The organism is Duganella sp. CF517 (genome assembly GCF_900110275.1).
Taxonomy (GTDB): domain Bacteria; phylum Pseudomonadota; class Gammaproteobacteria; order Burkholderiales; family Burkholderiaceae_D; genus Rugamonas.
In genome coordinates, this window is the sequence record NZ_FODC01000007.1 from 191773 (window position 1) to 211134 (window position 19362).

A 19362-nucleotide genomic window follows, 5' to 3' on the forward strand; every position below is an offset into this window, starting at 1 on the left:
CCGTGGCGGTCACCATGCCGAAAGCGCCGGCTTTTAGAAACGCCAGGCGAGGCCGGCTCGCAGCGTGCGCATCTCGCCCGGATGGGTATGGATATCCGCCACCGGCGCCGCCTCGCCGGCCAGTTGCGATTCATAGTAGTAATCGATGTCGCTCACGCGCCGGTCCAGCAGGTTGAGCACTTCTACGGTGAGTTTAAGGTTGGCCGCCAGTCGGTAACCGAGCTTCATGTTGACCAGTGTCGACGAGGGCGAGCGTATGGCGTCGTCCTCCACCAGCGCGCGCGCACCGAAGTAGCGCAGCCGCACGCCGCCCGACCACTGGCCGGATTCGCCCGACACGCCCACCGACGCGGTGCGGTTGATCGAGCCGGGTATGAATTTGCCGGCTGCGTCGCTGTCGCTGAAGCGCGCGTGCGACCAGGCCAGGTTGGCGTCGATGATCCAGTCCTTGGCCGGCGAGTAGAAGTTGGTCAGCTCCACGCCGTGGCGGCGGCTTGGACGGCCCGCTTCGGTGGTGCCGGCGTCGCCGATGAAGATCAGCTCGGAATCGAGGTCCAGCTGCCAGGCGGCGATGGTCGTTTGCAGGCCGGGCACCAGGCCCACCAGCCGCAAGCCGGCCTCCTTGCCGGTGGCCTTGACGAGCGGGGTGGCGCGCGCGATGGGCGCGCCATCGCCGTCCACCGCGAGGCCGGTCTTGGGATCGACGGTGCCGGTGACGCCCCGCGCGTCGTTGCTGTGGAAGCCCCGGCCCCAATTCAGGTAGAGCTCGGCGTTTTTCCCCGGCGTGAAGATCGCGGTGAATTTCGGACTGTTGATGACGGCGTCCACCTTGCCCGAATTGGCGGCGGTATCGCTGTCCACATCGAAGGTGTAGCGGTCCGAGCGCAAACCGGCGACGGTGCGCAGCCACGGCGTCCAGCTGGTGCTGTTGGACAGGTACAGTGCGCCGCTGCGCTCGGTGACGTCGTCCTCGCGCACGGTGGACAGGCGGCGCCGCGCCTCGCTCAGGTACAGGCCCACCGGCGACAGACGGTCCTGGCGAAGTTGCACGCCGATGGACGTCTCGGACGCGAACGGCCCGAGGGCGTGCTGCCAGGCGCGCTCGCCGTTCAGGCCCAGGATCTGTCGGCTCTCGGCCTGGTGGAACTGGTCGCCGTGTTCGGGGTCGTCGAGCACGTAGGTGACGTTGCTGAACAGGTCGAGTCGCGATTTGATGAAGTAGGCGTTGACCTTGCCGATGCCGTCGGCGTAACGGCGGGTCCAGTCGCCCGACAGGCTGTAGCGCGAGGTCTCGCCGCCGTCGGTGGGATCGAGCGCGCCATACCGTCCGATCAGTCCGCTGTTGAGGGCGCGTTGCGGCACCTGGTCGGTGGAGTTCCATGACGAATGCATGCCCATCGCGGTCAGCCGCAGGTCGTCGTCGCCACGGGCCCAGCTGTACGACAGCACGCCGTTGACGCGCTTATAGTCTTCCGGCGTATCCCACGGCCCGTCCTGGCCGGCCCGCTCGAGCGCGTAAAGCAGGGTGCCGTCTGCCAGCGGCGTCGAGTTGGCGACCAGTATCCGGTGGAAACGGTTTTGGCCCGCCTCCACGCTGAGCAAGCCTTGCGCCAGCTGCCGGACGTAGTCGAAGGCGGCCGCGCCGGCGGCGGAAAAATCGCCTTCCTCCGCATAGTAGGTTCCCTTTTTGTACTGGATGGTGCTGACCAGTTCTGGGATCAGGAAGTTCAGGTCCGAATAGCCCTGGCCGTGGGCGTTGGTGGGCAGGTTGACCGGCATGCCCATCACCGTGGTGCGGAAGTCGGTGCCGTGGTCGAGATTGAAGCCGCGCGCGAAGTATTGATTGGCCTTGCCGTCGCCGGCATGCTGGGTCACGATCAGGCCCGGCACGGCCTCAAGCAATTCGCCGGTGCGCAACAGTGGGCGATTTTCCAGCTGCTTGGCGGTCACCGTGCCCTGGTTGGCGGAGTCGGCCACGCCGAGCGGGATCAGACTGGCGGAGACTTGCACCTGTTGCAAGGGCTGGATGTCTTCGGCGCTGGCTGCCTCGCTGGCGAAGGTCGGCAGGGCGGCCAGCAACATGGATGGCAGCAGGCATAGCCGCGATGGGGAATGCGTCAATAGTATGGTTTTCATGGGATTGTCGATCGTGACCGCGTCGCGGTCTTTTTTTCCGGCACATCCCTCGTGTGCCGAACAAAAAAGAAACAGGCGCGGCCAAGGGCGGACGATGCACCGGCGCGGCGGTGCGCGCCGGCAGTGCCTCCTCCGCCAATACGACAGGTCCCGGCCGCTTGCTTCCATCCGTTCTGGCCGGTATCCGGGCTAACAGGACAAATCACCCCGCCTTCCCATGCCGAACGCACAGTGGACTGTTGGACTGACCGCCGGCACATCACAACACGCCGGCGCCTGTTTTACCGTTGCGGGGACAGCACACGTTGACCGCTGGCCTCCCAGCGCGTGTTTCCCGTTTAACTGCGGTCAAGGCATGACCGCGAGCACCAAAACACCACGATGATACTGTGTGGCGGCGTCCATGGCAATTTGATTAACAGGGAGGCGCCGATGCAAGAACTACAATAAAGACATGCCTCATTTCCTGAATCGACGCGGACTGACCGGCGGCAACGCCGTTTGGTTGCCTACCGTCCCAGGCGGGAAGGCGAACGTGACCAACATCCAGAACGTTGACGGTATCGGTACCAAGGCGCTGGAGACGGTGTATGAGGCCGGCGACGTGCTGCTGCGCGGGCTGCGCCTCGGTGTCAGCAGTTGTTCGACGAGCGGGGTCTGCGACGCCTTGTCGCGGACGTAGGTCTTGATGAAGGCGTCGCCATGCAGCGCCGTCTTGGTGTCCAGCGCGATGCCGCCGCCCAGCGCCTTGACCCTGGCGATGTCCGCCGGACTGATCGTCTCGGCGTGTTCGAGGCTCCAGCGCAGGCCGTCGAGCGGCGTCCTCTGGTTCAGCTTCTCGAGCGCATCGAGGAAAGGCGTGATGTTTTCGTCGTATTGGCGCTACCCCGGCCACGTGGCGGATGGACAGGCTCACTTAGGGGATCGGGCGGGCAACAAAGCCGCCGCTTGACGCTGCGGACCCTTGCGCTTATATTAATGACTTACAAGTAAGTTAATATGAAAACCACCCATGCAAGCCCCTCAAGACACCAAGCCACGCTGGGAGCGGCGCAAGGACGCGCGGCCGCAGGAATTGCTGGCCGCCGCATTGGAGCAGTTCGTCGAACGTGGCTACGCGGCCACCCGCCTTGAAGACGTGGCCAAGCGCGCCGGCGTGTCCAAGGGCACGCTATACCTGTATTTCACCAACAAGGAAGAGTTGTTCAAGGCCGTGGTGCGCGAGACCATCGTGCAAGCCATCGGCGAGGCCGAGCAGGACGCGGCCGTGTTCGAGGGCCACAGCGGCGAGCTGCTGCGCACTATATTGATGGCCTGGTGGGACGAGATCTGCACCACGCACCTGGCCGGCATTACGAAGCTGATGCTGTCCGAAGGCCACAATTTCCCCGAACTTGCCAAGTTTTACAACGAAGAGGTGGTCAAGCGCGGCAGCGACCTGATCACCAGCGTGCTGGTGCGCGGCATCGGCCGGGGCGAGTTCCGGCCGGTCGATCCGGCCGTCATGACGCCGGTGTTGATCGCGCCGGTGATGATGCTGATGATGTGGACCAATTCCTTCATGCCGGCCTGCGAGATGCCGGCGATCGATCCGCACGCGTTCATGAATACCTTCATCGACACCACCCTGGGCGGCTTGCAGATGGCCGCGCCTTGAGCGCTTCCCGTGGCGTTTTCCGTCCAAGTTGCCAATTTGGTAGGTTCATCCCCCTTAAACTGCAGACTGTCGCAATTTCCCGCGATATGGCCGTCAACTCGTTAATATGTGCCTCCATGCCAGTTCAACGATAAAATGACGGATTATTTAATCCCGACCGAGTCATAAGATGAATATCGAACAAGCCCGTTTCAACATGATCGAACAGCAAATCCGCCCTTGGGACGTCCTGGACCCGGAGGTTCTGGAGCTGTTGCACGTGGTTAAACGTGAGAATTTCGTCCCCGCCGCGCACAAGGCGCTGGCCTTCGTCGACGCCGAGATCCCGCTGGCGGGTGGCGAATCGATGCTGATGCCGAAGATCGAGGCGCGCCTGCTGCAGGACGTGAACCTGAAAAAGCACGAGAACGTGCTCGAGATCGGCGCCGGTTCCGGCTACATGGCCGCGCTGCTGGCGCACAAGGGCCGCCACGTGACGACGGTGGAAATCTCGCCGGAACTGAAGGCGCTGGCGGAAAAGAATTTGGCCGACAACGGCGTGACCAATGTGAAGGTCGAGCTGGGCAACGGCGCGCAGGGCTGGCCGAACGGCGCCCCGTACGACGTCATCGTCGTGTCGGGCTCGCTGCCGGTGCTGCCGGAGTCGCTGTTGCAGCAACTGAAGGTGGGCGGCCGCCTGGCCGTCATCATCGGCCAGGCGCCGGCGATGAAGGCGCAACTGATTACCCGTACCGGCGAAGCCGGCTACGACACGCGCACCCTGTTTGAAACCAGCGTCAAGCCGCTGGCCTCGGCGACGACGCCGTCGGCGTTCCAGTTTTAAGCGGCGGGCGGCGTATGCAGCATATTACCGCTCCGGACCTGGCCGCGTGGCTGGCCGACGACGCGCGTCCCAAGCCGGTGTTGCTGGACGTGCGCGAGAATTGGGAATTCGAGACCTGCCGCATCGACGGCTCGCTGCAGATCCCGATGAACACGATACCGGCGCGCATCGACGACCTCGATGAGGACGCCGAAATCGTCTGCATCTGCCACCACGGCGCGCGCAGCCTGCAGGTGGCCGCCTTCCTGGAGCGTAACGGCTTCGGCAAGACGGTCAACCTGACCGGCGGCATCCACGCGTGGGCGTTGCAGGTCGACCCGGCGATGCCGAAGTACTAGCCGCGCGCGACGGAGTCGGCGCGGCGCCAGGGTGGCAGTGTTTTTGATTTGATCAACTTTTTTGATGACTCCAACGGAGAATGCAATGCAGAGACCCCTTATCGCCGTGCTGATCACCAGCGCCTTTTTGACGCTCAACGCACAGGCGGCCGATCTTCTTCAAGTCTATCAGCAAGCGCTCGCGAACGACGCCACGTACGCCAGCGCCCGCTCTTCGGTTGAAGCTGGTCGCGAGCGGATCACGCAAGGGCGCTCCGGGCTGCTGCCGGTCATCAGCGCCAGCGGTTCCAACACCCGCAACACGGGCGACGTCACGCCGTTCAACGTCGGCCAGCAAATCGACACCAACATCCTTGGCCAGCCGATCTACGCCACCAAGCGCGACGCCGACAACCACAACAACATCTACACCGTGGCCCTGGCGCAGCCGCTGTTCAACCTGAGCCTGTGGCAAACCTATCAGCAAAGCAAGCTGGCCCAGGCGCAGGCCGAGGCCACCTTCGCCCAGGCGCGCCTGGACTTGATCACCCGCGTGGCGCAAGCGTACTTCGACGTGCTGACGGCGCAGGACAACCTGACCTCGACGCAGGCGCAGAAAGTGGCCACGACCGAGCAGCTGGCCTCGGCCAAGCGCAACTTCGAGGTCGGCACCCAGACCATCACCGACACCCACGAGGCGCAGGCGGCCTACGATCTGGTGGTGGCGCAGGAATTCGCCGCCATCAACGATCTGGACAACAAGCGCGCCGCGCTGCAGGTCATCATCGGCCAGACGCCGGGCGAGCTGGCGCCGCTGCGCGCCGGCGTGACCATCGCCGCGCCGGAGCCGGCCGCCGTCGATCCTTGGATCAGCTCGGCGGAAGACCAGAACTTCGCCGTCATCTCGGCCCAGCTGTCGCTGGAGATCGCCAAGCGCGAAATCGCGCGCAACCGCGCCAACCACCTGCCGACGGCGAACCTGATCGCCCAGACCCAGCACAACAGCGTGACCGCGAGCGGCACCACCAAGACCAACTCCATCGGCGTGACGTGGAACATCCCGATCTTCAACGGCTTCGCCATCACCAGCAAGGTGCGCGAAACCATCGCGTTGGAAGACAAGGCGCGCAACGATCTGGAATCGACCAAGCGGCTGGCGTCGCAAAACGCCCGCCAGGCCTTCCTCGGCATGAACAGCGGCCTGGCCCAGGTCAAGGCGCTGGAGGCGGCGGAATTGTCGAGCAAGTCGTCGCTCGACTCGAACAAGCTGGGCTACCAGGTCGGCGTGCGGATCAACATCGACGTGCTGAACGCGCAGCGCCAGCTGTATGCGACCCAGCGCGACCTGTCGCGCGCGCGCTACGACACGATCATGAACGGCCTGCGCCTGAGGTCGGCGGCCGGCACGTTGAAGGAAGAGGATTTGGCGCCGGTCAACGCGCTGCTGGCGCGTTAAGCCGCAAGCCCGTTTACAGTCCCGCGCCCCGGCCGTCGAAACTGCGTTCGATCAATTCGATCTTGTAGCCGTCCGGGTCGGTGACGAAGGCGATCACCGTCGAGCCGCCCTTGACCGGGCCGGGCTCGCGGGTGACGGTGCCGCCGTTGGCGCGCACCGCCGCGGCGGCCGCATAGATGTCGTCGGCCGAGATGGCGATGTGGCCGTAGGCGTTGCCCATGTCGTAGCTGGTGGTGCCGTAGTTGTACGTCAGCTCCAGCTCGGCATGGTCGGGATTGGAACCGTAGCCCAGGAACGCCAGCGTATACTTGTACTCCGGGTTGTCACTGGTGCGCAGCAGCTTCATGCCCAGCACTTTGGTGTAAAAATCGATCGAGCGCTGAAGGTCGCCGACTCGCAGCATGGTGTGCAAAATACGCATCGTGGTCTTTCGTTGGTGAAGTGAGAAACCGCGATTTTATGCGTTTTGCCGCATCCTTGCTCGTGCCGGACGTCAGCCTTGCAACTGGGCGTCGAGCGTGATCTCGGCGTTGAGCAGCTTCGACACCGGGCAGTTCAGCTTGGCCTTGAGGGCCGCCTCGTCGAATTTCTTCTGGTCGGCGCCGGGGATCGTGGCCACCAGGTTCAGGTGCACCTTGGTGATGGCGAAGGCGCCGTCGACCTTGTCCAGCGTGACGGTGGCCGTGGTGGCCAGATGCTTGGCCGTCATGCCGGCGTCGGCCAGGATGCCCGACAGCGCCATCGTGAAGCAGCCCGCGTGGGCCGCGCCGATCAATTCTTCCGGGTTGGTGCCGGGGCCGTCCTCGAAGCGCGTGTGGAAGCCGTATTGCACGCCGTCCATGGCGCCGCTCTCGGTGGAGATCTTGCCGGCGCCGTCCTTCAGGGCGCCGCTCCATACTGCCGATCCTGCGCGTTCGTTGCTCATGATGTTCTCCGTGTGGTGGGTCTGTCTATAGGAGTCTCATCATGGCGGCAGTGCGCGGCCCGGTCCGTTCGCTGCCGCACACTGCGTCGGGCCGTTAGCGCGCGGCCGTCTTGGCGGCGGCCGGCGCCACGCGCCAGATGATGTTGCCGACGTCGTCGGCCACCAGCAGCGCGCCGGCCTTGTCGACCGCCACGCCCACCGGCCGGCCCTGCGCCTTGCCGTCCTTGTCGAGGAAGCCGGACAGGAAGTCCTGTGGCGGTCCCGACGGCTTGCCGCCGCTGAACGGCACGAACACCACCTTGTAGCCGCTGTGCGGCTTGCGGTTCCACGAGCCGTGCTGGCCGATGAACACGCCGCCCTGGTAGTTCTGCGGGAACAGCTTGGCATCGTAGAACGCCAATCCGAGCGAGGCCGTGTGGCCGCCCAGCGCGTAGTCGGGCGCGATGGCCTTGGCCACCAGCTCCGGCTTGGGCGGCTTGACGCGGGCGTCGACCTTCTGGCCGAAGTAGCTGTACGGCCAGCCGTAGAAGCCGCCGTCCTTGACCGAGGTCATGTAGTCGGGCACCAGGTCGTTGCCCAGCTCGTCGCGCTCGTTGACGGCGGTCCACAGGGTTTTGGTTTGCGGCTCCCAGCCCATGCCGTTGGGGTTGCGCAGGCCGGTGGCGAACAGGCGCGACTTGTTGGTGGCCAGGTCCAGCTCCCAGATCGCGGCGCGGCCTTCCTCGGCCTCCATGCCGTTTTCGGCGACGTTGCTGTTCGAGCCGACCGTCGCGTACAGGAACTTGCCGTCCGGGCTGGCGATGATGTTCTTGGTCCAGTGGTGGTTGATGGTGCCGGCCGGCAGGTCCATCACCTTGACGCCGGCGGCGGTGATGCTGGTCTCGCCCTCCTTGTACGGGAAGCGCACGATGGCGTCGCTGTTGGCCACGTACAGGTTGTTGCCGACCAGCGCCATGCCGAACGGCGAATTCAAGCCCTTGAGGAAAATGGTGCGCGTCTGCGCCACGCCCTTGGCGTCGAGCCCGCGCAGCAAGGTGATGCGGTTGGCCGACTCGGTGACGGCGCCGGCCTTTTTCATCTGGTGCTTCATGACGGCGCCCTTGATGCCCTTGCTGTCGTCCGGCTTGGGCGGGGCGTTGGTTTCGGCCACCAGCACGTCGCCGTTGGGCAGGGTGTAGACCCAGCGCGGATGGTCGAGCCCGCGCGCGTAGGCGGTCACGGCGAAGCCGGCGGCCGGCTGCGGGGTTTCCTGCGCGGTCCAGCGGTCGACCGGCGCGACGTTGACGGTGGGGATCAGCGATTTGTCCGGCTCCGGCAGCGCCGGATTGGGGCCGAAGCCGACCGGATAGGCGCCCGGCGCCCCTTGCGCCAGCGCCGCGTGCGGCGCCAGCACGGCGCCGAGGATCAGAAGGGCTGCGCTTGCGGTGGTGTTTTTCATAGTGGTGTCGTTACCTGGTAAGTTGTCGCGGTGGCGGACCGGCCGGCGGCCTGGTCGCGCCTTTAATCTCGTATTTAATCTCGTATTTAATCTCGCTTCGTGCCCGGTTGCGGACGCGCCGTGGCGTCGCGCGGGATCGGCGTTTTGACATGCTCGACGCCCGGTTTGTTGCGCGCGTCGGTGTCGACCATGCCGCTGTCGACGTCGGCGGCGGCCTGCTTGCCGACGCTGCGCGGCTCGATGTCCTGGCCGTCGGGCGACTCGTCGCGCTCGTGCGGCATGCGTTGCTCGCCGTCGTTTTTGACCTTGGTGTCGGTATTGACTTGGTGGTCCTTCATGATGTTCTCCTTCAATCGTTGTTGTAACAATAGTAGCGAGTTGGTTTTCCGTCAGTCGCTAGATTGAATTTCGACAACATCGGCGCGAACTCGTTTATCATCGTTTATCATTTAGTCTACTTTTCCTCCGACAGGGTTGATCGCATGAGCACTGCCGCACATTCCGTCCCGGACAGCCACGCGCCGGCCGGCCGCTGCCCCAACTGCGAGGCGGTGCTCACCGGCGCGTTTTGCGCCAACTGCGGCCAGGAGGCCCACCTGCACCACGCCAGCACGCGCGAATTCCTGCACGAGTTCATCGGCCATTACGTGGCGATCGAGGGCAAGCTGTGGGGCACGATGTCGCGCCTGCTGTTGCGCCCGGGGGAGTTGACCAACGAATACATCCGCGGCCGCCGCGTGCGGTTCGTGCAGCCGCTGCGCATCTATCTCACACTGAGCCTGCTGTTTTTCGCGGTGCTCAAGTTCACCGGCGGCTTCGAGCCGGTGATCGACGAACAGGCCAGGCCGGGCGCCAAGGTGGCCGCCACCGCCGGGCGCGACGCGCCGGACGCGGAAGCGGGCAAGGCGGCGGCCGAAGCGGCCATCGCCGACATGGAACAGGAACTCAAAGCCGGCGCGCCGGACGCGGCGGCGCCGAAGGCGGCCAAGTCCGGGGACGGCGACGACTTCGGCCCCGGGCAGGTCGACGACCTGCTGAGCGGCTGGCCGCGCGTGCGGCAGCAATGGCACCGGTTCGACGCGCTGCCGCAGGAGCAGCAGAAAAAGGTGTTCGTCGACGCCTTCTACCGGTACGCGCCGTACGCGATCTTTTGCCTGATGCCGGTGTTCGCGCTGTTCCTGAAGATACTCTACCTGGGGTCGGGGCGGCGCTTCGGCGAGCATGTGCTGTTCGCGCTGCACACCAACGCCTTCGCCTACTTCATGTTCTGCGCCATGTTGCTGATCAACGTGGGCATCGTCGACTTCGCGCTGTGGTGCTGGCTGCTGGCGTACCTGCCGTGGGCGATGCGGCGCGTCTACCACAGCGGCCGCTTCGGCACCTTCTGGCGCTGGGCGGTACTGATGGCGTCGTTCATGGTCTGCATCTTCGTCGCCAGCGCCCTGAGCGCGGCCAGCGGCATCATGACCTTGCACTGAGCGCTGCTGCGGGACGACGGCGGTTCAAAAGCGGGCCGGTGCTTGCAGTCTGGCGGCCCGCGCACTATACTGCGGAAAATACTGTCTAAACGTACAGTAACGGGTGGGCCGACGGGTGATGGCAGAAGCCGGCGTTATGGGTTACTCTGCTGCGTGTCGTCGATCCCCCCTTTTTGCCGAGACTTTTATGACCGCCACGCACGCCGATTTTCAAACCATAGCACTGGTCGTGCGCCCCAACACCGACGGCATCGCCGACTCGGTGGGCAGCGTGGTCGACTTCCTGCGCCGGGGCGGACGCACGGTGGTGTTCGAGGAGCAGACCGCCGAACACCTGGCGGGCGGCTTCGACGGCGTGCGCGCGCTCACCGCCGGCGAGATCGGCGCCGAATGCGACGCCGCCATCGTCATGGGCGGCGACGGCACCATGCTCGGCATCGCGCGCCAGCTGGCGCCGTTCGACGTGCCGCTGATCGGCATCAACCAGGGCCGGCTCGGCTTCATGACCGACATCCCGCTCGAGGGCATGCTCGACGTGCTGGCCAAGATCCTCGGCGGCAGCTACAAGGCCGAACGCCGCACGCTGCTTGAGGGACGCGTGCGGCGCGACGGCAAGGACATCCACTTCGGCCTGGCCGTCAACGACGTCGTCGTCGCGCGCGGCGCCGGCGCCGGCATGGCCGAATTGCGGGTCGACGTCGACGGCCACTTCATGTACAACCAGCGCTCCGACGGCCTGATCATCTCGACCCCGACCGGGTCGACCGCGTACGCGTTGTCGGCCGGCGGCCCGCTGCTGCATCCGAGCCTGGGCGGCGTGGTGCTGGTGCCGATCGCGCCGCACGCGCTGTCGAACCGGCCGATCGTGCTGCCCGAATCGAGCCAGATCGTCATCGAGATCGTGCGCGGGCGCGATTGCAGCGTCAACTTCGACATGCAAACCTTCGCCAGCCTGCAGTCGCAGGACCAGATCGTGATCCAGCGCTCGCCGCACGCGATCACCTTCCTGCACCCGGAGGGCTGGAACTACTTCAACACGCTGCGCGACAAGCTCCACTGGAACGAGTATCCGTCGGGCGAAGGCAAACTCAATTAACCACTCTCCAGGCATCCATGCTCCGTACCCTGTCCATCCGTGATTTCGTCATCGTCGACTCGATAGAACTGGAATTTTCCGCCGGCTTCACCGTCTTCACCGGCGAGACCGGGGCCGGCAAATCGATCCTGATCGACGCGCTGACCTTGGCGCTGGGCGGGCGCGGCGACGCCAGCGTGGTGCGCGAGGGCGCGGCCAAGGCCGACATCACCGCCGATTTCGCCGTCAACGAACAGGCGCGCGACTGGCTCGCCGCCAACGAGTTCTCGGTGGAGGAGGGCGGCGCGCTGCTGCGCCGCGTGATCGACAACGCCGGCCGCAGCAAGGCCTACATCAACGGCGTGGCCGCGACGGCGGCGCAGCTGCGCGAGCTGGGCGACATGCTGGTTGACATCCACGGCCAGCACGCGCACCAGTCGCTGATGAAAACCGAGGCGCAGCGCGTGCTGCTCGACGGCCAGGCCGGCGCCGGCGCCGACGCCGACGTCAAGGCGGTGGCCGCCAGCCACAAGGCCTGGCGCGCGCTGGCCAGGCAGCTGCAGGAATTCGAGACCAACGCCGCCAACGTGCTGTATGAACGCGAGCGCCTCGAGTGGCAGGTCAACGAGCTGGAAAAGCTGGCCGTCAAACCGGGCGAATGGGCCGAGGTCACCAATGAGCAAAGCCGCCTGTCGCACGCCGCCAGCCTGCTCGAAGGCGCGCAGGAGGCCTTGGCGGCGCTGTCGGAATCGGAGGACCATCCGATCCTGTCGCAGCTGTCGTCGCTCAACCAAAAACTCGGCAAGCTGGCCAACATCGACACCGGCCTGCAAGCGATCGTCGACCTGATCGAACCGGCGCGCATCCAGCTGCAGGAGGCGGTGTACGCGATCAACGATTACCTCGACCGCGTCGACCTGGACCCGGAGCGGCTGCGCCAGGTGGAATCGCGGATGGAGGCGATCCATTCGGCCGCGCGCAAGTTCCGCGTCACCGAGGAGGATCTGCCGGACGAGCACGCGAAGCTGGCCGAGCGCCTGACGCAAATCGCCGACGCCAGCGACATCGAGGGCCTGCGCAAGCAGGAGGAAAAACTCAAGGCGGCCTACCTGGACGTGGCGGGTCGCCTGAGCGCCACGCGCGCGCAGGCCGCGCGCCAGCTGGGCGAAGCGGTCACCAAGGCGATGCAGGAACTGAACATGACGGGCGGGCGTTTCGAGGTCGCGCTCAACCCCGGCGAACCGACAGCCCATGGCCTCGAGCAGGTCGAGTTCCTGGTGGCCGGCCACGCCGGCGTGGCCGCGCGGCCGCTGGCCAAGGTGGCCTCGGGCGGCGAACTGGCGCGCATCTCGCTGGCCATTTCCGTGATCACCTCCAACGCCACCACCACGCCGACGTTGATCTTCGACGAAGTCGACAGCGGCATCGGCGGCGGCGTGGCCGAAGTGGTCGGCCGCCTGTTGCGCCGCCTGGGGCAGGAGCGGCAAGTGCTGTGCGTCACGCACCTGCCGCAGGTGGCCAGCCAGGCCGGCCAGCACTTCCAGGTCGCCAAGGGAACCTTGGACAACGGCAAAACCGCCTCGCGCATCGACGTGCTCGACGCCAAGGCGCGCGTCGAGGAAGTGGCGCGCATGCTGGGCGGGCTGGAGATCACCGCCACCACGCGCAAGCACGCGCGCGAGTTGCTCGCCTCCTGATCCGTACCCCGGGGTCAAGTCTGTCATTGCGACACGGGCTGATCCGTCCGACGAGTTCCCCTCTCCAACCTTGCCCGAAAGACCGGCGCCGCTGTCGCCGGTACGTTTGCGCCCCGTCAGTCCCCGCCCGCCGCGTGCGCCTAGAGTTAAAGGCAGCACCGGACCAGCGTTCCCGACGCGATCCGTGTGGCCGCAGCGCAAGCGCCTGCTTGCGCGCATTTCTTGCGAGGGGAAGCCATCATGCAACGTCAATCGATCCGCACCACCGGCGCGCGCCGCCGCGTCATCGCCGCCGCCATCGCCGCCTTGTTCACCGCGCTGCCGTGCCGCGCCGCCGAGCCGCAAGCCAACCCGGTCGACCAGCAGCGCGTCAGCCAATACACGGTGATCAACCTCGGGCCGGAACTCGCCAACGCCGTGCTCAACGAGCGCGGCGAGGTGGCGTTTACGGGTTTCAACGCCACCGACACCATCAGCCGCTTCTTCGACGGCGAGCGCATCTGGCCGATCGGCCCGACGGCGGGCGGCTTCACCTTGGTGTCCGGATTGAACGACCGCGGCGTGGCGGTGGGCGCGACCAGAACGGCCGACGAGACCGCCGCGCGGGCGTTCTCGTGGACGCTGGCCGGCGGCCTGCGCGTGCTGCCCGGCGCGGCGCCGTCGACGGCGCTCGACATCAACGAACGCAACGAGATCGTCGGCTGGGTCTCGGCGCCCGGCGTGGTGGCGCGCGCGATCCGCTGGAATCCGGACGGCGGCACGACATTGTTGGGGCCGCTTCCCGCGTCGTCGTCGGAAGGCACCGCCATCAACAACCGGGGTTACGCGACCGGCTACACGACCGTCGCCGACGGCGCCATCCACGCCCATGCCACGTTGTGGGACCGCAACGGCGCCCAGACCGACCTCGGTCCGTTCGACGGCGGCGACGGCTTCGGCCTGCGCATCAACGAGCGCAACGAGGTGGCCGGCGTGTTCAACTACCCCGCCACCGGCCGCACCGAGGGGTTTTTCTGGAGCCGTGACACCGGCACCGTGCGCATCGACGCCGGCCCGGCATTCGGCCTCGGCGACCTGAACAATCGAAGCGAGATCGTCGGCAGCGCCGAGATCGGCGGCCGTCCCCGCGGCTTCTACTGGACTTTGCGGCGCGGTATCGTGCCGTTGCAGCTGGGCTTTGGCAGCATCAGCCAGGCCTACGACATCAACGACCGGAGCGAGATCGTCGGCGCCGTCGCCGCGGCCGAGGGCGCGGCCTGGCGCGCGGCGTTATGGCCGTCCTATACCGCCGTGCCGATCGACCTGAACACGCAACTGTACCGGGCGCCGGCGGGCCTGGAGCTGCGCGCGGCCTTCCGGATCAACGACCGCGGCGACATCCTGGCCGACTCGAACGCCGGCCTGGTGCTGCTGCGCCCCGGCCGGCGCGGCACCGACGCGCCGGTGCTCGGTCCCGTCATCGGGCTGCCAGCCATGGCGGAGCTCGGCCAAGACTTGACGATGACGCTCAACTTCTCCGACAACAACGCCGCGCAAACCCACACCGCCAGCGCCGTCTGGAGCGACGGCTGCCCGTCGTCGGCGTCGACCGCCGGCGAGGGCGGCGGCACCGGCCAGGTGCGGCTGCAGCATGGTTTTTGCGCGCCCGGCTATCACACCGTCAAGGTGCTGGTCACCGATTCGGGCGGACGCGCGACCGAAACGTGGCGCAACTTACTGGTCGTGTCGCCGACGCTGGCCGCGCTCAGCGGCGAGGGCGCGTTGGCCGCCGGCGGCGCGCTGGCGGCGCCCGGGCATCGGCACGCACCGCTGCGCTTCGCGCTGTGGGCGCCGCTCGGCGACGCGCCGGGCGCCGCCGCCGGCAAGGCCGTGCTCCGCTTCTCCGGCCCGTTCCAGTTCGATGGCGACGTGGTGACGCGGGCCGATTCGACCGGCGGCCAGGCGCGGCTGGAAGGCGCGGGCCGGCTCAACGGCCTGGACGGCTACCGCTTCGTGCTCGAGGCCGTCGATGGCGATGCCGGGGAGGGCGCCGGCGCCGACCGCCTGCGGCTGCGCGTGACCCACGTCGACGCCACCGGCGCCGAGGTGGCCGATTACGACAACGGCGCGCCGGGCGCGGCGGCCGGCGGCCAGCGCGGCGCCGTGGTCCAGGGCGGGCTGACGCTGCGCCGCTAGCGGCATCGGTGTGCGGGCCGGCGCGCGTTGCCGTGGCGTGCCGGCCCCGTCCGCGCAGGCGCCCGCTTGCGCGCCTTTTCTTTTTGCGAGGAAGCTCCATCATGCACACTTCATCGATTTGCGGCGTCGCGCGCCGGCGCGCCATCGCCGCGCTGTGCGCGTCGCTGCCATTCTGGGCCGGCGCGCAGACCCCGCCGGCCGAGCCGAAAAACCAGGCCGGCCAGTTTCCCTTCGGCCTCTACACGGTTATCAACCTCGGGCCGGAGCCGACCGCGGCGGTGCTCAACGAGCGCGGCCAGGCGGCGTTCACCGACGACAATTTCCCCGACACCGTCAGCCACTACTTCGACGGCGACCGCATCCGGCCGATCGGCTCGCTGGGCGGCGGCTTCACCTATGTGGGCGCCCTGAACAGCCATGGCGTGGTGGTGGGCGCCTCGGCCGGCGCCGGGCAGGCCGGCGGGATCGCCTACGCCTGGACCCTGGCCGGCGGCATGCGCGCGTTGCCCGGCACGGCGCCGTCGGCGGCGGCCGATATCAACGACCGCAACGAGATCGTCGGCCGGCTGACCGATCCCGGCGGCATGGTGCGCGCGGTGCGCTGGAATCCGCTCGGCGGCGCCACGCGCCTGGGGCCGCCGCTGGCCGAGTATTCCGAAGCGCGCGCCATCAACAAAACCGGCTACGCCACCGGCGTCTCCACCGGCACCACCGGCAACAGCGTGCCGCACGCCGTCCTGTGGGACCGCGCCGGCGCCGCCACCGACATCAGCGCGGTGCCCGGCGGCTTCGGCTACGGCGTCCACATCAACGACCGCGGCGAAGTTGGCGGCTTGATCAACGAAGGCCCTTTCGCCCCCTGGAAAGCCCTGTTCTGGAGCCGCGCCACGGGCACGCTGTCGATCGACGCCGGCATCGACTACCGTCCCGGCGACCTGAACAACCGTGGCGAGCTGGTCGGTAGCGGGGAGGTCGGCGAGCAGCGCAAGGCCGTCCATTGGACCCTGGGACGCGGCCTGGCGCGCCTGCCGGTCGACGCCAGCCTGTTCAGCCACGCGGCCGACATCAACGAGCGCGGCGAGATCGCCGGCTCGACCTTGCGCGCCACGGCCGACGGCTTCATCCAGCGCGCGGTGCGCTGGCCGTCGTCGACCACGCTGCCGGTCGACTTGACCACGCGCCTGTACCGCGCGCCGGCCGGCCTGGCGTTGTGGGAGGCGCTGGCGATCAACGACAACGGCGCCATGCTGGCGACATCGAACGCCGGGCTGGTCATGCTGCGCCCCGGCCTGCGCGGCACCGACGCGCCGGTGCTCGGCCCGATCGTCGGCCTGCCGGTCGTGGTCGAGCTCGGCCAGGAGCTGGACTTGACGCTCAACTTCACCGACAACGCCTGGGCGCAAACGCACACGGCCGGCGTGGCCTGGGCCGACGGCTGCCCGTCGCCGGCGCCCAGCGTCACCGAGGCCGGCGGCGTCGGCCAGGCAAGGCTGCGGCACCGGTTCTGCGCGGTCGGCTATTACGCCGTGACGGTGGTGGTCACCGATTCGGGCGGCCGCTCCACCGAGCTGCGGCGCAACGTCTTCGTCGAGGCGCCCGGCATGGCCTCGCTCAGCGGCGAGGGCGTGCTGGCCGGCGCCGCGACACCGGGCAGGCGCGGGCAGCGCGGCTTTCCACACGCGCCGCTGCGGTTCGCGCTGTGGGCGCCGCTCGACGGCGCGGCGCCCACGGCAGGCGTCGCCGCCGGCGCGCCGATGGCGTGGTTTTCCGGCCCGTTCCACTTCCGCAGCGATGCGGTGACGCGCGCCACCAGGACCGGCGAGGGCCGCGCGCGGGTGACGGGTACTGGCCGGCTCGACGGCCGGGCCGGCTATCGTTTCGTGCTCGAGGCCGTCGATGGCGGCGCGCTGCAGGGCGCGCGGCTCGACCGCCTGCGGCTGCGGGTGACGCACGCCGACGCCGCCGGCGCCGAGGTCGTCGATTACGACAACGAGCCGGCGCGGCCGCCGGCGGGCGCCGACCGCACCGTGGTGGTGGAGGGCGGGCTGACGCTGCGACAATAGACCCCGGGAGCGGGCATCACAGCCGATTGGGTTTCTTATCTATAATGGCGACCTGTCCTATTCAAACCGCCATTGGCCCCCATGACTTTCTCCAAAGAACCTCCTTACAAGCACGGCACCGTCGGCCGCAGCGCGATCGTGCTGGTCAACCTGGGCACGCCCGACGCCCCGACCCGCTCGGCGGTGCGCCGCTACCTGAAGGAGTTTCTGTCCGATCCGCGCGTGGTGGAAATCCCGCGCGCGGTCTGGTGGTTCATCCTGAACCTGATCATCCTGCCGTTCCGCTCGGGCCAGTCGGCCAAGAAATACGCCACCATCTGGACCCGCGAGGGCTCGCCGCTGAAAGTGCACACCGCCGCCCAGGCGATGTACCTGCTGGGCGCGCTCGGCGAACGCGGCCACGAGAACCTGACCGTGGCCATGGCCATGCGCTACGGCTCGCCGTCGATTCCCGAAGTGTTGACCAAGCTGAAGGCCGACGGCTGCGAGCGCATCCTGGTGCTGCCGGCCTATCCGCAGTATTCCGGCACCACCACCGGCTCGATCTACGACGCCGTGTTCGACCACTACGGCTCGGTGCGCAACATCCCCGAGCTGCGTTTCGTGCGCAACTACCATGACCACGACGCCTATATCCGCGCGCTGCAGAACTCGGTGCTGGCCCATTGGGAAGCGCACGGCCGCCCCGACAAGCTGGTGCTGAGCTTCCACGGCGTGCCCAAGCGCACCCTGATGCTGGGCGATCCCTACCACTGCGAGTGCCTCAAGACCGCGCGCCTGCTGGCTACCGCGCTGAAATTGAAGCCGGAGCAGTACATGGTCACGTTCCAGTCGCGCTTCGGCAAGGCCGAGTGGCTGCAGCCGTACACGGCGCCGACCGTCGCCCAGCTGGCGCGCGACGGCGTCAAGCGCATCGACATCATGTGCCCGGGCTTCACCAGCGATTGCCTGGAGACGCTGGAAGAGATTTCGATGGAGGTGCGGCATGATTTCGAACAGGCGGCCGGCGGCCGCCAAGGCGTCGGATTCCACTACATCCCGTGCCTGAACGAAGCGCCCGACTGGATCGCCGCGCTGGGCGAGATCGCCGAGCAGCACATGATCGGCTGGCCGACCCAGATGTCGCCCGCCCAGCACGAGGAGCGCCGCAAGGACGCCGACACCGGCCGCGCCGCCGCGCTGCGGCTGGGCGCCGCCGACTAGCGCCGCCGACCGGCGCCGCGGCGGTGTGCGGCCGCCGAAACCGCTGAAAAAGTGACAACTACACCACACCCGCCCGGTTCCGGGATAATCAGCACTTGCGGTCGTTGAGTGCCAGCCTGTTAAAATAGCCAACTGTTGGATCCGCCCGACGCCGCCTGCGCGCGGCGCCGGCGCGCGCCGGAGCCGGCGCTGGGCTGGTGACCAGCTGATTAATCAGTGGGCAGAATAACCCTTGAAAACATAGGATATCGCCCCATTTGCAGCCAGTGCGGTAACAAAAGTAATGTCAAACAAATACGATTGTAGGAGTCTTTAGATGCAAGATCAGGAAAATCAAGCAGTACCTAATCCGGAAGCGGCCGCCGAGCCGGCCGCGCCATCGACTCCTGACCAGCAGCCTTCCCTGGAAGAACAGCTGGCCAGCACCGAAGCGCGTCTGGCGGAAATGCATGACGCGTTCATGCGCGCCAAGGCCGACAGCGAGAACATCCGCCGCCGCGCCCAGGAAGATGTCGCCAAGGCGCATAAATTCGCGGTGGAAAGCTTCGCCGAAGCCATGGTGCCGGTCAAAGACAGCCTGGAAATGGCCCTGAAGGTCGAGTCGCCATCGATCGAGTCGCTGAAGGAAGGCGTGGAAATGACGCTCAAGCAGCTGACCGCCGCGTTTGAAAAGAACCGCCTGCTGGAGATCCAGCCGGCGCAGGGCGACAAGCTCGATCCGAACAAGCACCAGGCCGTTGCCGTGGTGCCGGCGGACCAGGAAGCCAACACCGTAGTTTCCGTGCTGCAAAAAGGTTATATGATCGCGGACCGCCTGCTGCGTCCCGCCATCGTGACCGCCGCGCAAGCGAAGTGATGTCCGGGGTGAAAATATTTTCACCGTCAGCCGAACTTAAGCACTTGAAAACATACAGCTTTT

General features: G+C 67.0%; 17 protein-coding genes, 1 pseudogene and 1 riboswitch. Of the genes and pseudogenes, 12 read left to right on the forward strand and 6 right to left on the reverse strand.

The annotated features are described in order from the left end of the window. Positions 1-33: 33 nt before the first annotated feature. The gene (locus tag BMX85_RS24815) at positions 34-2136 is read right to left on the reverse strand and encodes a TonB-dependent receptor (protein ID WP_090325201.1); all 2103 of its coding nucleotides are present in this window, start codon (positions 2134-2136) and stop codon (positions 34-36) included. A gap of 157 nt (positions 2137-2293) precedes the next feature. Next, a riboswitch (cobalamin riboswitch) is annotated at positions 2294-2524 on the reverse strand. Between the two features lie 147 nt (positions 2525-2671). Between BMX85_RS24815 and BMX85_RS30600 the strand changes: the two genes are divergently transcribed. Continuing rightward, positions 2672-2818, forward strand: a complete 147-nt coding sequence (locus BMX85_RS30600; protein ID WP_177196881.1) for a hypothetical protein — start codon at positions 2672-2674, stop codon at positions 2816-2818. 11 nt (positions 2819-2829) lie between these two features. Here the strand turns inward: BMX85_RS30600 and BMX85_RS31605 are convergent. Beyond that, a pseudogene (locus BMX85_RS31605) lies at positions 2830-3000 on the reverse strand (hypothetical protein); the annotation flags it as partial. Positions 3001-3148: 148 nt separating this feature from the next. Here BMX85_RS31605 and BMX85_RS24825 point away from each other — a divergent pair. From BMX85_RS24825 to BMX85_RS24840, 4 genes are all read left to right on the forward strand, one after another. Beyond that, positions 3149-3793, forward strand: a complete 645-nt coding sequence (locus BMX85_RS24825; RefSeq protein WP_090325202.1) for a TetR/AcrR family transcriptional regulator — start codon at positions 3149-3151, stop codon at positions 3791-3793. Positions 3794-3962: 169 nt separating this feature from the next. Next, a complete protein-coding gene (locus BMX85_RS24830; protein WP_090325204.1) occupies positions 3963-4616 on the forward strand; it encodes a protein-L-isoaspartate O-methyltransferase family protein in 654 nt (217 codons plus the stop codon). A gap of 14 nt (positions 4617-4630) precedes the next feature. Further along, positions 4631-4954: a rhodanese-like domain-containing protein gene (locus BMX85_RS24835; protein WP_090325206.1), complete on the forward strand. Its 324-nt coding sequence runs from the start codon at positions 4631-4633 to the stop codon at positions 4952-4954. A gap of 85 nt (positions 4955-5039) precedes the next feature. Next, positions 5040-6389 carry a TolC family outer membrane protein gene (locus BMX85_RS24840; RefSeq protein WP_090325207.1) on the forward strand — a complete coding sequence of 450 codons (1350 nt, stop codon included), beginning with the start codon at positions 5040-5042 and terminating at the stop codon, positions 6387-6389. A gap of 13 nt (positions 6390-6402) precedes the next feature. Here the strand turns inward: BMX85_RS24840 and gloA are convergent, their stop codons facing one another. The 4 genes from gloA to BMX85_RS24860 all read right to left on the reverse strand — a co-directional run bounded on the left by gloA (position 6403) and on the right by BMX85_RS24860 (position 9090). Beyond that, a complete protein-coding gene (gene gloA / locus BMX85_RS24845; protein WP_090325208.1) occupies positions 6403-6810 on the reverse strand; it encodes a lactoylglutathione lyase in 408 nt (135 codons plus the stop codon). 72 nt (positions 6811-6882) lie between these two features. Then, positions 6883-7314 (reverse strand): OsmC family protein, encoded by a 432-nt coding sequence (locus tag BMX85_RS24850; RefSeq protein ID WP_090325210.1) that lies wholly within the window; start codon positions 7312-7314, stop codon positions 6883-6885. Positions 7315-7408: 94 nt separating this feature from the next. After that, positions 7409-8752: a PQQ-dependent sugar dehydrogenase gene (locus BMX85_RS24855; RefSeq protein WP_090325212.1), complete on the reverse strand. Its 1344-nt coding sequence runs from the start codon at positions 8750-8752 to the stop codon at positions 7409-7411. A gap of 86 nt (positions 8753-8838) precedes the next feature. Continuing rightward, the gene (locus BMX85_RS24860) at positions 8839-9090 is read right to left on the reverse strand and encodes a hypothetical protein (protein WP_090325443.1); all 252 of its coding nucleotides are present in this window, start codon (positions 9088-9090) and stop codon (positions 8839-8841) included. Between the two features lie 144 nt (positions 9091-9234). Between BMX85_RS24860 and BMX85_RS24865 the strand changes: the two genes are divergently transcribed. From BMX85_RS24865 to grpE, 7 genes are all read left to right on the forward strand, one after another. Then, positions 9235-10230 carry a DUF3667 domain-containing protein gene (locus BMX85_RS24865; RefSeq protein WP_090325213.1) on the forward strand — a complete coding sequence of 332 codons (996 nt, stop codon included), beginning with the start codon at positions 9235-9237 and terminating at the stop codon, positions 10228-10230. A gap of 187 nt (positions 10231-10417) precedes the next feature. Further along, positions 10418-11326: an NAD kinase gene (locus tag BMX85_RS24870; RefSeq protein WP_090325215.1), complete on the forward strand. Its 909-nt coding sequence runs from the start codon at positions 10418-10420 to the stop codon at positions 11324-11326. A 17-nt stretch (positions 11327-11343) separates the two neighbouring features. After that, positions 11344-13002 carry a DNA repair protein RecN gene (recN, locus tag BMX85_RS24875; protein WP_090325216.1) on the forward strand — a complete coding sequence of 553 codons (1659 nt, stop codon included), beginning with the start codon at positions 11344-11346 and terminating at the stop codon, positions 13000-13002. Between the two features lie 240 nt (positions 13003-13242). Continuing rightward, the gene (locus BMX85_RS24880; protein WP_090325218.1) at positions 13243-15177 is read left to right on the forward strand and encodes a hypothetical protein; all 1935 of its coding nucleotides are present in this window, start codon (positions 13243-13245) and stop codon (positions 15175-15177) included. A 101-nt stretch (positions 15178-15278) separates the two neighbouring features. Beyond that, positions 15279-17240 (forward strand): hypothetical protein, encoded by a 1962-nt coding sequence (locus tag BMX85_RS24885; protein WP_090325219.1) that lies wholly within the window; start codon positions 15279-15281, stop codon positions 17238-17240. 81 nt (positions 17241-17321) lie between these two features. Beyond that, positions 17322-18443, forward strand: a complete 1122-nt coding sequence (gene hemH, locus BMX85_RS24890; RefSeq protein WP_090325221.1) for a ferrochelatase — start codon at positions 17322-17324, stop codon at positions 18441-18443. Between the two features lie 316 nt (positions 18444-18759). After that, entirely contained in the window at positions 18760-19299 is a 540-nt protein-coding gene (gene grpE / locus BMX85_RS24895) for a nucleotide exchange factor GrpE (RefSeq protein ID WP_090325222.1), read from the forward strand. Positions 19300-19362: the final 63 nt, after the last annotated feature.